A 14060-nucleotide genomic window follows, 5' to 3' on the forward strand; every position below is an offset into this window, starting at 1 on the left:
CTTTTTTTGGGGACCGCATTCCAGCAGATGGTCATTCCAATAACGAAACCAGCCGCGGTTCAATCGAACCCTCAAGCACCTCCAACAACGCCAGCGACACCGGCAGCTTGAATCTGCGCCGCCCCGCACTACCTGGATTGAGATACAGCCGTTCGCCGCGCCATTCAATGCGTGGCTTATGCGAATGGCCGGTAATCACCAGCTTTATCCCGGCATCCAGCTCCGTCGGAACATCGGCAACGTCGTGCACCAGCAAGGTCTGCCATCCATTCAGATCAAAACGCAGCTGGTCGGCGAGTGTGTCTGCCCAAGGTGCGCCCAGGTCATTGTTCCCGCGTACTACGTGCAGCGGGGCAATTGCTGCCAACTGCTCGAGGATCTCGAGTTTTCCGATGTCGCCGGCGTGGATGATCCGTTCACAACCTTCCAGGGCAGCGACGGCTTCGGCGCGGAGCAAGCCATGGGTATCGGAGATCACGCCAACTTTCATTCTGGGCTCCAAAGCATGCTCAAGCCAATCGGACCTCATGCATGATCCTCGGTTTCCGGCACACTTGCAGGGTCATTCAGGGATTCGCTATTGGCGGCCTCTGGAAGGACGGCAGCCTATATTCACTTGATCTCCCCCCGCGACACTCGCAAGGCCCATATTGAATTGATCAAGGCGATCATTGGTGAATGACTGAACCAGGCAGGGCCTGGCTGAGCAGGCGGTAAACGCCTGCCAGCGGCTTGAAGCTGCACCCCTCTCCCGAGCACATCCACTCCCTACAGCAGGCATTTCTGCCGATCATCGATCAAACCAAAGATCCACTTATCTTCTCCAACAACGCCCACGGCTTCTCGCCGAACGTCTCGCGCCACTGCGAGTAGTAACCCGCCTCACGCAATTTCTGACGGAAAGCCTCGGGGGCAACGCTGCTCAAGATCAGTTTTTTGCTACTCAGCACCTCGATGACGTCCAGCTGCATCGTTCGCAGATCGGCGCGCATGTTCACCCCAGCTTCGTTGATGTGCTTCGTCACAAGTGCCTGCACCGGCGCGGGCAGTCCGGCAAACTTCGATTGATTGCCAAGAATCCAGAAGCCGTCCCACATGTGGTTGGTCATCGAGCAATATTTTTGCACTTCATACAACTTGGCGGACGCGATCAGTGTCAGAGGGTTTTCCTGACCTTCAACAATACGAGTCTGCAAAGCGGAATAAACCTCGGAGAAGTTGATGCTCGCCGGTGCGGCCTCGAAGCTGCGGAACATCGACATGATGATTGGGCTTGGCGGGACTCGTAGTTTCATTCCCAACAGATCAGCGGGTGTCGCAATGGGCTTGCTACTGGTGGTGGTGACTCGAAAGCCGTTGTCCCAGATTTTTTCGAACGCAAATAACACCTCGCTCTTGGCAATCTCTGTGCGGATATGCGCGCCCAATTCGCCATCCATCGCCGCCCACACCTGATCGTAATCCTTGAACGCGAACCCCACTGCGCTGATCTGCGCGGAAGGTATCAGGGTGCCCAGAATGACCGGCGGGCCTGCATAGAAGCCGCCATGGGGATCGGTGCCGCTATCGCCGAACGCCTGGGACATGACGGGCATACCGTGGTGGTGGCAGACATTAACCTGGCGGCGGCCGAAGAAATGGTCGCCGGGCTGAACGCCCAAGGCATTGAAGCGGTGGCGCTGGCAATCGACGTCGGCGATGCGCACTCCATCGCGGCGGCGTTTGCCTTCCTGCAAGAGCGCTTCGGCCGCTGTGATGTGCTGGTCAACAATGCCGGCATTGCCAAGACCCAGGCGTTTCTGGACTGCGACCTCAGCGACTGGCAACGGGTACTGAACATTAACCTGACCGGCTCGCTGCTCTGCGGGCAACACGCGGCGCGGCTGATGAGCGCCAATGGCTGGGGGCGGATCATTAACGTCGCGTCCATCAGCGGTATGCGCGCGAGCCTGGGCCGCACGGCCTACGGCACTTCCAAGGCCGCGCTCATCGGTCTGACCCGGCAGATGGCGGTCGAGCTGGCCGAATACGGCATTACGGTCAACGGCATAGCGCCCGGCCCGGTGGACACACCGTTGACCCAGATGTTGCACTCGGCCACGACGCGGGATTCCTACGCCCGGGCCGTACCGATGCGACGTTATGGAACGCCGGCGGAAATGGCGGGCGCGGTGGCCTTTCTGGCGTCCGACGATTCGTCGTATATCAGCGGTCATGTGATTCCGGTGGACGGCGGCTTCATGGCGTCGGGCATTCTGGAAATCTGACTTTCATTCAGAGTTCCAACGTCATTACTTGACCAGGCGCTTTTCCTTGGAAGGCCTGTAGCCAAAATACGAGCTGTAGCACTTGCTGAAATGACTGGGCGAAACGAACCCGCAGGCCACCAGCACGTCGACCTGGGACAGCTCCGTGTGCTGGAGCAGCCGACGGGCTTCGGTGATCCGCAGTTCCATGTAATAGCGCTGCGGCGTGGTGCCCAGTTGTTCCTTGAACAGGCGCTCGAGTTGGCGACGTGAGCGGCCGGCGTAAACGGCCAGTTGCTCCAGCTCCAGCGGTTCTTCGAGGTTGGCGTCCATCAGCTTCACCACTTCGCGCAAGGGCGCGCTGACGCAGATGTTTTCAGTGGGTTTGATGCGCCGGTAGCGAGACTCCTCGAACGCCAGGATGTCTTCGATGCCCTCGACCAGGGCTTTGTCGTGCAGGCCCTTGATCCAGTCCAGCGCCATATGGAATGCGCCGGAGGGGCTGGACGCCGTGAGCCGGTCGCGATCGATGACATAGGGCTCGCTGCTGACCTGGGTCGCCTTGGCGATTTCGGCGAGTGCGGGGCGATGTTCGGGGTGGATTGCACAGCGATAGCCGTCGAGCAGGCCTGCCCTGCCGAGGAACCATGCACCGTTCCACAATCCGGCCAGCGTGACGCCCTGGTCCGTCGCCGCTCGCAACAGGTTGATGAACTCCTCGTTCGCCTTCAGTTCGGTCCGGTAGCCGCCGCAGATGACCAGCAGATCCAGGTCGTGGATAGCGGCAGAATCGAGGCGTGCATCCGGGCGGATCACCAGCCCCAGATCGCTGACGACTTCTGCGTCATTCAGGCCGAACGTGCGCGATGAGAACAACCCGGGGCGCAGCAGATTGGCGGTGACAATGGTATCCAGTGCCTGGGTGAACGCAGGCAGCGAGAAGTGCTCGAGCAGCAAAAAGCCTGCTCGACTCATCTGAGCAGGCTGGCCAGGGTTTTCATTCAGATAGCGGAGATTTTTACCCTTCATGCCTCCGCTGAATTGACGTCGTTCGATCAATGTTCGACCCACTCGTTTACGTTAACCAGCCTGTCGCTTGGCTCGCCGGTAAAGCGTTCATGCTACCTGCACAAGCGCAAAAAAGCCCTAGCGCCATTATGCGACCCGGCTTTCGTTGCGCCCTGCGTAAATGGATCCGCCACCCTTAACGGCCCTGCCACACCTGTGTTACACATCACCTGCCTGTGAATCCCGCGTCCAATGAGGTTTGCCAATGCTCCACTCCCCACGCTTACCGCTGCTGCTGACCTGCGCCCTGCTCGGCTTGTTCGCTGGCGGCGCACAGGCTGCCACGCCCGGACCGGCGCCCGATAGCCTGCAACCGCTGCTGGCGACGATGAACGAGCGCCTGAACATTGCCGATCTGGTGGCGCTGACCAAATGGGACAGTGGCAAACCGATCCAGGACAGCGCCCGGGAAGCGCAGGTCATCGCCGACGCGAGGAAGATGGCCGCGGCGCGCAAGCTGGACCCGAACGACGTCGCCGAATTGGTCGACGCACAGATAGAGGCCAACAAGCTGGTGCAGTACGGCCTGATCGCTCAATGGCATGCGGCGGGCAAGGCGCCTGACACGCCACGGCCGGACCTCGCCAAGCAGATCAGGCCTCAGCTGGATGAACTGCAGAACCGCCTGTTGCAGCAATACGCCAGGTTCGTGCCCTATCGCACCGACCCTAACTGCCAGGACTGGCTGGCCACGGCGCGATCCGGTTTGATCAAGGACGGTTTGCATGGCCAGGCCTTGATACGCGCCACCGGCGAACTGTGTATCGCTGATCGGTAAACCCTGGGTGATGCAGCCATTGACGGGGTTAATAGTCACCATTAACTCAATGAAGTTCTCTTAAAAACTCCGGGGCGTAACATCGCCTCCATACCAGACACCTACACCCCGGAGCACACCATCATGAAACGCCAAGTCCTTCTCAGCATCGCTTTCTCGGTTTTTGCAGTGAACGCTTTCGCCGCTACCTCTGCTCACCCGGTTGTCGCTGAAGGCGGCTCGGATCGGTTGATTGAAAGTCGTGTGGCCGAGGGGGGGTCGGATCGGTTGATCGAGAATCGCGTGGCGGCTGATGGCTCGGATCGGTTGATCGAAAATCGGGTGGCTGCTGATGGTTCGGATCGGTTGATCGAAAATCGGGTGGCTGCTGATGGTTCGGATCGCCTGATCGAAAGCCGTGCGGTGTAAATGAATGGTTTACCGCAACACTCAACGAAAAACCCGGCCTCGTCTGCCGGGTTTTTTATACCTGCAATAACCCGCAGTTCATGGGATGCCCGGGCAATCGCCAAGATCGCCGCTGTAGGAGCCGGCTTGCTGGCGAAGGTGTTTCCATTGGCGCTGCATGACTCGAGGCCGCCTTCGCTGGCAAGCCAGCTCCTACACGATCACCGGCGTACAGATGAATAGTGGACAACGCCAAACCTGTAGGAGCCGGCTTGCTGGCGAAGGCGTCGTCATGGGCGCTGCAAGGTTTGAGACCGCCTTCGCTGGCAAGCCAGCTCCCACACAAGCCTGCGCCACCAAATGCCGGGTATATCCGCCAATTCGTGGTCGTACGCGCATTCCGCAGGCTGCGATCTTTTGGTCCCCTTGCTGCCCACGCAGGGCCTCTTATACTCGACGGGCAACGCCATCGCCGCCGGAAGGCCAACAATAAAAATACAGGAGTTGAAGATGTCTGGACTGAACCTGCATCCCGAAGCCGCAGCCTCTCTGAACCAGTGGCACGCCATGATCCGCAAGGGTGACTTGAGCGCCTTGCCCGAACTGTTGGACCCTCAGGCGATATTCCGCTCGCCGATGGCGCACAAGCCTTACCTGGGGGCGGTCGTGGTCTCGAAGATTCTCAACACCGTCATTGAGGTGTTCGATGATTTTGTCTATCACCGGGAATTGGCGACGGCAGACGGATTGAGCGTCGTGCTGGAGTTCAGCGCCAACGTCGACGGAAAGGCGCTAAAGGGCATCGACATGATCCGCTTCAATGAACAGGGGAAAATCGTCGAGTTCGAGGTGATGGTCCGCCCCTTCAGCGCCTTGCAAGCCTTGGGCGAGCAAATGGGCCAACGCCTCGGCGCCTACCTCGCGGCCCTGTAGGAGCTGGCTCGCCAGCGAAGGACGTCAACGATAACGCATTGTTAGTTGGCTAAACGCGTCGCCCGTCTGTCAGCGGTTGAACCACCACGCGCGCCTAGTGTTCAGCCAGCTCAATGCGGTTGAAAGGTCTGAAGATAAGCCAGCACATCTTCGACCTTTTCCGGATCGCTGAGCCCCCAGAAAATCATCCGGGTCCCGGGGACCACTCCCTTCGGGTTTTCGAGGTACGCGGTCAGTGTTTCGCGAGTCCAGACGATGCCGGCCGCTTTCATCGCGTCAGAGTACAGGTAGTCCGTCGTGCTGGCTGAAGGGCGACCGAAAATCCCGTTGAGCTGCGGACCAAAAGAGCCCCGCGCCGATTCCCCGACCTGATGGCAGCCACCGCAGATCCGCTTGAACAGTTTGCCGCCTGCTTCAGCATCGCCGGCCGCGTCGGCCTGGGCGCTGCAGAGCCCTGCGTTGAGCAGCAGGGCGAAGGTCAGTACGGCGGCGTTCTTCATGTCGGTTCCAGGTGTCGTTCATAGCAAAAGCAGGCGGCTATTTCATCATGACTGGCGCCGGTACCAAAACTTAAATGCAAAAACGCCCTCCCCCGGCCTTGGCGGCGAAAGCCTGTGGATAGCCTTGGGGCTGCCAGCAGATAGGGCAGGATTCGGGCCGCCAGCGAGGACCAGGGCGATGCCGCCGGCAACGGCAATCAAGCCAAAGCGGGTGTTGTTTGTATCGGCCTGCATGTTTTCCGGTGATTTTACACAGCGATACACAACCGCCGGTTCAGGACACACACGCACTACATGAAGGTGGAAAAGTGGGCGCCATCGGACATCAGCTTCTCCGATGAATCCAGCGACCTAACCGCTGAAGAGTCCAACACCCCAGCAGGAGCCACCCATGATCAATCAAATCGACACCGTGCTGTATACCGGCAAGACCCACACCACCGGCGGGCGCAATGGCGAAGCGCGAAGCGACGATGGCCGTCTGAACATCAAACTGTCCCCGCCGTAGGCCATCGCCCTGCGCTAGGAATAAGCCCCCACCACCCTCTTCACCTTCACCAACGCCTGGCGCAGCGTGTCCAGATCCACCGACCCCAACGCCAGACGGATCGCATGGGGTACATGCACGGAGATCGCAAAAGGCTCGGCGATCGAGACCGCCACCTGTTCGCGCATCAACTCCATGGCGATCTGGTCGGCCCGTGCGTCTTCCGGCAACGGCAGCCACAGAAAATACGACGATGGGTGGCTGATGTAGCGTAGGCCCGCCAGCACTTGCGCGGCGATGGCTTGCCTGGCCTGGGCGTCCTTGCGCTTTTCCGCTTCCAACTGCATGACGGTGCCATCGTCGAGCCACGTGCTGGCAATCGCTGTCAGCACGCCCGGGGTGTTCCAGGTGGTGGCCCTGATCGTTCGCTCCAGGGCGGGCACTTTATCCAGGGGCGCAGCGATGAAACCTACACGCAACCCGGTGGCGACACTTTTGGATAACCCGGACACGTAAACCGTGCACTCCGGGGCGAGATCGGCGATCGGTCGCGGCGGGTTTTCAGCCAGGAAGGCGTACGCGGCGTCTTCGATGATGAGCAACTCATGGCGACGCGCAATCGTCACCAGGTGCGCGCGCTGCTCGGCACTCATCACCCACCCCAGTGGATTGTGCAGCGTTGGCATGCTGTAAACCGCCCTTACGCGCCGGCTCCGGCAGAGCTTTTCCAGGGCAGCGAGATCCGGCCCCTGTTCGGTCACGGGAATGGGCACGATTTCGAGGTGCAGGGCTTCGGCGAGCACCTTGAAACCTGAATAAGTCAGCGCATCGGCGGCAATCACATCACCGGGTTTGAGCAGCGCCATCATCGTCACGGCCAGCCCCTGCTGAGCGCCATTGACGATCAACACTTGCCCGGCCTCCACCGTCAATCCGCGAGCGCGCAGATGACGTGCCACCGATGCCCGCTCATGCTGTCGCCCGGCGTGTGGCTGGTAGCGCAGCAGCGCCTCCAGGTCACCCCCCGACGCCAGTTGGCGCAACGCACTGCGCAACAGTTCTGCCTGTCCCGGCAGCGACGGATAGTTGAAGTTGAGATCGATCATGCCGACGGCCACGTCTTTCTGGTCGATGCCCGAACCCGGCGCCAGCGCGGTTTCCCTGACGAAGGTGCCGCGCCCGGTTTCCCCGCTGACCAGGCCCATCGCCTCGAGTTCTGCATAGACCCGGCTGGCCGTCACCAGCGCGAGGCCTTCGGTCGTCGCCAGTTGGCGGTGGGTCGGCAAGCGCGTACCTGGCAGCAGGCGCCCGGAGCGGATATCCGCGGCAAAGCTGTCAACCAGCGACTTGTATCGAGAGCGAGGCATGGGCCGATGTATCCATGACAATATTTTGATTGTCTTGATCTTCGATCATAGGATGGGTCTCTGCAAACTTTTTGAGTGTGAACGAAATGGAACGGGCATCGAAGCTGCAAAACCTGGAGGTGGAAAAGACCGCCAGCGGCTGGCTCAACGGGTTCATCGGCGTCCTGATCTTCAGCGGCTCGCTGCCTGCCACACGGTTGGCGGTGCTGGAGTTCGACCCGGTATTCCTGACGGTTGCCCGCGCTACCATCGCGGGGCTTCTGGCGCTGTGCATGTTGCTGCTGTTCAAGGAAAAACGTCCTGCCCGAGGTGATCTTCTGCCCCTGGCGATCGTGGCACTCGGGGTCGTGGTGGGGTTCCCGCTGCTGACGGCGTTGGCGCTGCAGTACGTGACGTCGGCGCATTCGATCGTCTTCGTTGGCCTGTTGCCGCTCGCCACCGCGGCGTTTGGCGTGCTGCGCGGTGGTGAGCGGCCGCGGCCGGTGTTCTGGTTGTTCTCGGTGCTGGGCAGTGCGTTGGTGGTGGGCTTTGCATTCTCCCAAGGCCTGACCGCGTCGCCGACGGGGGACATCCTGATGTTGCTGGCGATCCTCGCCTGCGGCCTGGGTTATGCCGAAGGCGCGAAGTTGTCCAGGACCTTGGGCGGTTGGCAGGTGATCTGCTGGGCATTGGTGCTGTCGCTTCCCGTGATGATCCCGCTGACCTGGTACCTCGCCCCGCCTTCGTTCTCGGGTATCACGACATCGGCGTGGGTCTGCCTGGGATACGTATCGGTCTTCAGCATGCTGGTCGGCTTCGTGTTCTGGTATCGCGGGTTGGCCCAGGGCGGGATTGCCGCCGTCGGCCAGTTGCAGTTGCTGCAACCGTTTTTCGGTTTGGCGCTAGCGGCGACGTTGCTGCATGAGCAGGTGAGCATTGGCATGTTGGGAGTGACGGTGGCGGTGATTCTTTGTGTGGCGGGGGCGCGGCGGTTTTCCAAGTAGACGGGACCGGGGTGTCTTTGGTTTGACTGCAGGCTTGCCTAAAGGCGTCGTCAGTCGACATCGATGCCGAATGTCAGTACGCCTTCGCGAGCAAGCCCGCTCCCACAGGAATCGCTGCCGTGCACGAATACTGCGCCCAACACAAAACCCTGTGGGAGCTGGCTTGCCTGCGATGGCGGCCGGACATTCGACATCGATGTTGACCGTGCTGCCCTCATCGCGGGCGCGCTCCCACAGGAGTCGCTGCCGTGCACGAATACTGCGCCCAACACAAAACCCTGTGGGAGCTGGCTTGCCTGCGATGGCGGCCGGACATTCGACATCGATGTTGACCGTGCTGCCCTCATCGCGGGCAAGCCCGCTCCCACAGGAATCGCTGCCGTGCACGAATACTGCGCCCAACACAAAACCCTGTGGGAGCTGGCTTGCCTGCGATGGCGGCCGGACATTCGACATCGATGTTGACCGTGCTGCCCTCATCGCGGGCAAGCCCGCTCCCACAGGAATCGCTGCCGTGCACGAATACTGCGCCCAACACAAAACCCTGTGGGAGCTGGCTTGCCTGCGATGGCGGCCGGACATTCGACATCGATGTTGACCGTGCTGCCCTCATCGCGGGCCCGCTCCCACAGGAGTCGCTGCCGTGCACGAATACTGCGCCCAACACAAAACCCTGTGGGAGCTGGCTTGCCTGCGATGGCGGCCGGACATTCGACATCGATGTTGACCGTGCTGCCCTCATCGCGGGCGCGCTCCCACAGGAATCGCTGCCGTGCACGAATATTGTGCCCAACACAAAACCCTGTGGGAGCTGGCTTGCCTGCGATGGCGGCCGGACATTCGACATCGATGTTGACCGTGCTGCCCTCATCGCGGGCCCGCTCCCACAGGAGTCGCTGCCGTGCACGAATACTGCGCCCAACATAAAACCCTGTGGGAGCTGGCTTGCCTGCGATGGCGGCCGGACATTCGACATCGATGTTGACCGTGCTGCCCTCATCGCGGGCAAGCCCGCTCCCACAGGAATCGCTGCCGTGCACGAATACTGCGCCCAACACAAAACCCTGTGGGAGCTGGCTTGCCTGCGATGGCGGCCGGACATTCGACATCGATGTTGACCGTGCTGCCCTCATCGCGGGCCCGCTCCCACAGGAGTCGCTGCCGTGCACGAATACTGCGCCCAACACAAAACCCTGTGGGAGCTGGCTTGCCTGCGATGGCGGCCGGACATTCGACATCGATGTTGACCGTGCTGCCCTCATCGCGGGCCCGCTCCCACAGGAATCGCTGCCGTGCACGAATATTGTGCCCAACACAAAACCCTGTGGGAGCTGGCTTGCCTGCGATGGCGGTCTGATGATTGGCAGGTTTGTTTGATCAGATCCGCTATCGCCTTAACACCCTCTGCATGATGATGGTGCGCTCGGTCCCGTGAAATTCATCCCGCACTTTTCGAAACCCCTGCGCGGCATAAAAGCCTTCTGCGGTGATTGAAGACGGCACGTGCAGAACATCAAGGCCCAGCTCAAGAGCAGCCGAATGAATGACAGTCATGAGCTGCCTGCCGATTCCGGTCCCTTGGTGTTGCGGGTCGACAAAGACGCTTCGTACGACGTCCCCATCCAGACTGGCCGTTGCGACGACACGTTGATCGACAGACGCCACATAAACCCGGCGCTGCGTCATCAACTGAATGATCCCCTGCGCGGAGAAGCCCTGCTCCACTCGCGCGATGACGTCGGGCGGATAGTCTTGCGCATTGGACTCACGCAGCGCGCTGATCACCACGTGACTGATCGCTGCTGCATCCCCGATTGTTGCGAGACGAACCTGACAATCCATTTTGCGTTCCCTCGCTACGGTGATCATTCAATCGTAAACGCATAAAAGATCACGGGATACGCTCACCCGATCATTTCATTTACACCGGCAATGCCTCACCGGGCGCTCTGCATCCGCATGGACGCGGAACGCCTCGGGCCGCATTCCCACGCGGACGGTTCGACATGGGAATGACCAGGTGGGTCAATCTTGCGGATCAACGTTATCCAGTGCTCGATTCACCGCCAGCTCGGCCAGCATGATGACCTGCTGAATGCCCAGCATTGTGTTGCGCTGCGACCCTTCCAGGAACGCCGCGAAATCACTGGCCATGACACTCGCGGAGGCCAGGGATTCGCAAGCGTGGGCCAACAGGGTTTCGGTGTTGATGTCGGGGGCGATGACGAACATTGTGCTGGGTTTGTGCGGTGGGATGGCGATTTTGAGGGACTGGGGATTGTGGTGATGGTCGCCAGTTTGGGACGAGGATTGCGTTGCGGATTCTGATTCCGGAGGGCTGGGGGTCGATCTGATCATGGTGAAACTCCTAGAGTGATGGAGTCGCCACAGTCGCTGCTAAACGAATGGAGGTGGCGGCCGTACGCGGGTTAGCAGACCAGGACTCTAGAACCCGGCGCACCGAAGTGCCCCACGCAAAGCCGCCATAACACGAACCTGCAGGTAAAAAACCTGAGTATGAAATGGACGCTGTGTGCCTAGAGTGGACCCGAGCTGCTAAACCCGATCGCTGATTTTCAGCGACCCGCAGACAATAAAAGCCAGACCCAAGGCGCACAAGTCAGCGGATTCTGTCTTAGGCGTAGGCATCGACGCAAGACGATGTAGCCTCCTGCCTACAACTCAGAAAGTTCCTACAGCCGCCCTTTCAACCTGATCGCTCCCACGCTCTGGCCTGCTAATTCACGTGAGCGCTTGACGGTGTAATATGCCCAACAAACGTTCACCACCGAGGCTGTCATGACCGGGATATCCCTGACCCTGCCGGAAGACCTTTCGAACGCTCTCGCCGATCTGGCCAAGACGAATGGCCAAAGTGTGAGCTACTTGGCGATGGACGTTCTTCGCGACTACATCGAGCATGAGAGGACGCTGACCGCACAGATCGAATTGGCGGTAGAGGAAGCCAATCAAGGTAAATTCGCCACCGACGACCAGGTTGCGGCCATGCGCGCCCGCCGCTGGAGCAGGAATGCGGGTTGAGTGGCTGGAAAAAGCCCTCAAGAACCTGGAAGACGAAGCCAGCTAAATTGCCAAGACTTTCCTAACCGCTTCGTGAGCAACCGATTCACCATGGACACCCACACATGGAAGTAGCCCCCCGGTTCATCATTCATGAAACCGCCCATTGGATACTCAATCACCACATGTCGTCCGCGCTTCCCGGCTATCTGATGCTCGGCTCAAGGACGCACGTCAGCTCGCTGGCAGAGCTGCCCGACGATGCGCTGGCGGAACTGGGTGGTCTGCTCGCCAAGGTTCAGAAAACCATTGAATCGCAGTTGAAGCCGAAGTGGCTCTACATCAGTCGATTCGGCCATGACCCCGGCTATCCCATCCATTTCCACTTCATCCCGGTGTATCACTGGGTCGAAGATCTGTTCTGGAAGGATACGAGATACAGGCTGCTGGAGACCTTCGCGACAAACGAAAATGCAAAGACGCTTACTGACGGAGCGGAACTGACGCTGTTCATCTGGCGCGAATTCGGGGAAAGCCCTGAGCCACCGCCCATTCAAGGACCTTCAACCGATCAAGTCATCGATCTGCTATGCGGGTCGTTCAGATAGGACAGCACGGCTGTCGCATCGGGCCGAAATCAGCATCACCCAACCAAGAGGGAGAAAAAAAGTGGTCACTTGTTATCTCAAATACGTCCTGGATCCCTACCAGATCAAAGCATTCGAACACTACGCGACGCTATGGATTCCCCTGGTTGAAAAGTTCGGTGGCCAGCACCACGGCTACTTCCTGCCCTCCGAGGGCGCCAATAACATTGCCCTGGCGATGTTCAGCTTTCCAAGCCTTTCGGCGTATGAGCAGTACCGGCAAGACTCCATGAACGATGCGGATTGCATCGCGGCGTTCAAATATGCGGAGGACACAAAATGCATCCTCAGCTATGAGCGGTCTTTTTTCCGGCCGGTGTTTGGCAAACAGGCGTAGCAGACAGCGGCATGGAAACGGGCGCCTGACGGGCGCCCGTTCTGGCTTCAGACACTCGATTGCACGGCCTGGGTTTGCCTGCCGTTGAACGCCAACGAAAAGCAGAAAAAGATCGCCAGCGCAAACCCCGCCGGGAACAGCCAGATACTCTTCCACTCGTGGCTGTCCGCCGACGCATAGTGATCGGTCACCTGCCCCGCCACCCAGAATCCAATGAGCATGCCCACGCCATAGGTCGCCAGGGTGATCAGCCCCTGCGCCGAGCTTCTGAAGCGCTCCGAGGCCTTGGCATCGGTGTAGATCTGCCCCGAGACAAAAAAGAAGTCATAACAGATGCCATGCAGGGCGATGCCGGTGAACAGCATGAACGCCAGGTCGCCATTATTGCCGTAGGCGAACAACAGGTAGCGCAAGGCCCACGCCAGCATCCCCACCAGCAGCGCAAGCTTGATCCCGAAGCGCTGGATGAACAGCGGCAGGAGCAGCATGAACAGCACTTCGGACACCTGCCCGATGGCCATCTTCGCCGTGGGGTTGGTGACACCGATTTCAGCCAGGAACGGGTTGGCATTCTGATAATAGAAAGCCAGGGGAATGCAGATCAGGATCGAGGCGATGAAGAACACCAGGTAGCTGCGATCCTTGAGCAAGCCCAAGGCATCCAGCCCGAGCATTTGCTTGAGGCCGCCACTGCCGGGCTCACGCGGCAGCGGTGCGGTACGGGGCAAGGTGAAGCTGTAAAGACCCAGCGCGAGGGACGCGATGGCGGACATCAGGAAGGTGTTGCGCAAGCCGCCGGACGAGATCGCCTGTTGCGAGTCCCAGGCAAACACGAAGCTGATCACCACGCCCGCGACGATCCAGCCGATTGTGCCCCACACCCGGATTCGCGAGAACTCCAGCGCCGGGTCGCGCATCTGCCGGAAGGCCACCGAGTTGACCAGGGCCAGGGTCGGCATGTAGATCATCATGTAGGCCAGCACGAACGGATAAAAGGTGCTGAAGTCGGCGGCTCGATAGAGCTGGAACAGCAACACCGCGCCGATCAGATGCAGCACCGCGAGGATGCGCTCGGCATTGAAGTAGCGGTCGGCGATCAGCCCGATGACAAAAGGCGCGATGATCGCGCCCCAGGATTGCGTGGAGAACGCCATGCCGATCTGCCCGCCGCTGGCGCCCAGGTTGCTGGAGAGGAAAGTGCCGAGGGTGACGAACCAGCCACCCCAGATAAAAAACTGCAGGAACATCATTGCGCTCAATCGCGCACTCATCGTGGTCATGAACTGTCACCTTGTTGTTTTTATTG

Annotated in this window: 16 protein-coding genes and 2 pseudogenes; 9 read left to right on the forward strand and 9 right to left on the reverse strand. The window is 59.9% G+C overall.

Annotated elements, in window-relative coordinates; genetic code table 11:
- Positions 1-31 precede the first annotated feature (31 nt).
- Together ACA062_RS22330 and ACA062_RS22335 are read right to left on the reverse strand one after the other, a co-directional pair.
- Positions 32-490, reverse strand: coding sequence for a metallophosphoesterase family protein (locus ACA062_RS22330; protein WP_497453047.1), 459 nt, complete (start codon positions 488-490; stop codon positions 32-34).
- Positions 491-797: 307 nt separating this feature from the next.
- A complete protein-coding gene (locus tag ACA062_RS22335; protein ID WP_497453048.1) occupies positions 798-1586 on the reverse strand; it encodes a TRAP transporter substrate-binding protein in 789 nt (262 codons plus the stop codon).
- Here ACA062_RS22335 and ACA062_RS22340 point away from each other — a divergent pair.
- Positions 1548-2267, forward strand: coding sequence for an SDR family NAD(P)-dependent oxidoreductase (locus ACA062_RS22340; RefSeq protein WP_497453049.1), 720 nt, complete (start codon positions 1548-1550; stop codon positions 2265-2267). The genes ACA062_RS22335 and ACA062_RS22340 overlap by 39 nt on opposite strands.
- 24 nt (positions 2268-2291) lie before the next feature.
- On the opposite strand, the gene ACA062_RS22345 is transcribed toward ACA062_RS22340, so the two are convergent.
- Positions 2292-3305, reverse strand: coding sequence for a GlxA family transcriptional regulator (locus ACA062_RS22345; protein WP_497453050.1), 1014 nt, complete (start codon positions 3303-3305; stop codon positions 2292-2294).
- A gap of 214 nt (positions 3306-3519) precedes the next feature.
- Here ACA062_RS22345 and ACA062_RS22350 point away from each other — a divergent pair, with 214 nt between their 5' ends.
- The 3 genes and pseudogenes from ACA062_RS22350 to ACA062_RS22360 all read left to right on the forward strand — a co-directional run bounded on the left by ACA062_RS22350 (position 3520) and on the right by ACA062_RS22360 (position 5412).
- The gene (locus tag ACA062_RS22350; RefSeq protein WP_497453051.1) at positions 3520-4092 is read left to right on the forward strand and encodes a chorismate mutase; all 573 of its coding nucleotides are present in this window, start codon (positions 3520-3522) and stop codon (positions 4090-4092) included.
- Between the two features lie 123 nt (positions 4093-4215).
- Positions 4216-4491 (forward strand): annotated as a pseudogene (locus tag ACA062_RS22355) (hypothetical protein); the annotation flags it as partial.
- A gap of 498 nt (positions 4492-4989) precedes the next feature.
- Positions 4990-5412: a nuclear transport factor 2 family protein gene (locus ACA062_RS22360; RefSeq protein WP_497453052.1), complete on the forward strand. Its 423-nt coding sequence runs from the start codon at positions 4990-4992 to the stop codon at positions 5410-5412.
- 110 nt (positions 5413-5522) lie between these two features.
- Here the strand turns inward: ACA062_RS22360 and ACA062_RS22365 are convergent, their stop codons facing one another.
- On the reverse strand, positions 5523-5912 hold the full coding sequence (locus ACA062_RS22365; RefSeq protein WP_497453053.1) for a c-type cytochrome: 390 nt from the start codon (positions 5910-5912) through the stop codon (positions 5523-5525).
- Positions 5913-6303: 391 nt separating this feature from the next.
- On the opposite strand from ACA062_RS22365, the pseudogene ACA062_RS22370 reads away from it, so the two are divergent.
- A pseudogene (locus tag ACA062_RS22370) lies at positions 6304-6417 on the forward strand (peroxiredoxin); the annotation flags it as partial.
- Between the two features lie 17 nt (positions 6418-6434).
- On the opposite strand, the gene ACA062_RS22375 reads toward ACA062_RS22370, so the two are convergent.
- Positions 6435-7766, reverse strand: coding sequence for an aminotransferase-like domain-containing protein (locus ACA062_RS22375; RefSeq protein WP_497453054.1), 1332 nt, complete (start codon positions 7764-7766; stop codon positions 6435-6437).
- 86 nt (positions 7767-7852) lie between these two features.
- Between ACA062_RS22375 and ACA062_RS22380 the strand changes: the two genes are divergently transcribed.
- Positions 7853-8749, forward strand: a complete 897-nt coding sequence (locus ACA062_RS22380) for a DMT family transporter (protein WP_497453055.1) — start codon at positions 7853-7855, stop codon at positions 8747-8749.
- A 476-nt stretch (positions 8750-9225) separates the two neighbouring features.
- Here ACA062_RS22380 and ACA062_RS22385 read toward each other — a convergent pair whose 3' ends face one another.
- The 3 genes from ACA062_RS22385 to ACA062_RS22395 all read right to left on the reverse strand — a co-directional run bounded on the left by ACA062_RS22385 (position 9226) and on the right by ACA062_RS22395 (position 11107).
- Positions 9226-9804 carry a hypothetical protein gene (locus ACA062_RS22385; RefSeq protein WP_497453056.1) on the reverse strand — a complete coding sequence of 193 codons (579 nt, stop codon included), beginning with the start codon at positions 9802-9804 and terminating at the stop codon, positions 9226-9228.
- A gap of 331 nt (positions 9805-10135) precedes the next feature.
- On the reverse strand, positions 10136-10591 hold the full coding sequence (locus ACA062_RS22390; protein WP_497453057.1) for a GNAT family N-acetyltransferase: 456 nt from the start codon (positions 10589-10591) through the stop codon (positions 10136-10138).
- A 183-nt stretch (positions 10592-10774) separates the two neighbouring features.
- Positions 10775-11107 (reverse strand): DUF6124 family protein, encoded by a 333-nt coding sequence (locus tag ACA062_RS22395; RefSeq protein ID WP_497453058.1) that lies wholly within the window; start codon positions 11105-11107, stop codon positions 10775-10777.
- A gap of 441 nt (positions 11108-11548) precedes the next feature.
- On the opposite strand from ACA062_RS22395, the gene ACA062_RS22400 reads away from it, so the two are divergent.
- From ACA062_RS22400 to ACA062_RS22410, 3 genes are all read left to right on the forward strand, one after another.
- Positions 11549-11791, forward strand: coding sequence for a CopG family ribbon-helix-helix protein (locus ACA062_RS22400; RefSeq protein ID WP_497453059.1), 243 nt, complete (start codon positions 11549-11551; stop codon positions 11789-11791).
- Between the two features lie 104 nt (positions 11792-11895).
- A complete protein-coding gene (locus tag ACA062_RS22405; RefSeq protein WP_497453060.1) occupies positions 11896-12378 on the forward strand; it encodes an HIT family protein in 483 nt (160 codons plus the stop codon).
- Positions 12379-12439: 61 nt separating this feature from the next.
- The gene (locus ACA062_RS22410; protein ID WP_497453061.1) at positions 12440-12754 is read left to right on the forward strand and encodes an NIPSNAP family protein; all 315 of its coding nucleotides are present in this window, start codon (positions 12440-12442) and stop codon (positions 12752-12754) included.
- Positions 12755-12801: 47 nt separating this feature from the next.
- Here ACA062_RS22410 and ACA062_RS22415 read toward each other — a convergent pair whose 3' ends face one another.
- Positions 12802-14034, reverse strand: a complete 1233-nt coding sequence (locus ACA062_RS22415) for a nucleoside permease (protein ID WP_497453062.1) — start codon at positions 14032-14034, stop codon at positions 12802-12804.
- Positions 14035-14060 lie beyond the last annotated feature (26 nt).

The organism is Pseudomonas sp. LBUM1679, from assembly GCF_059695565.1.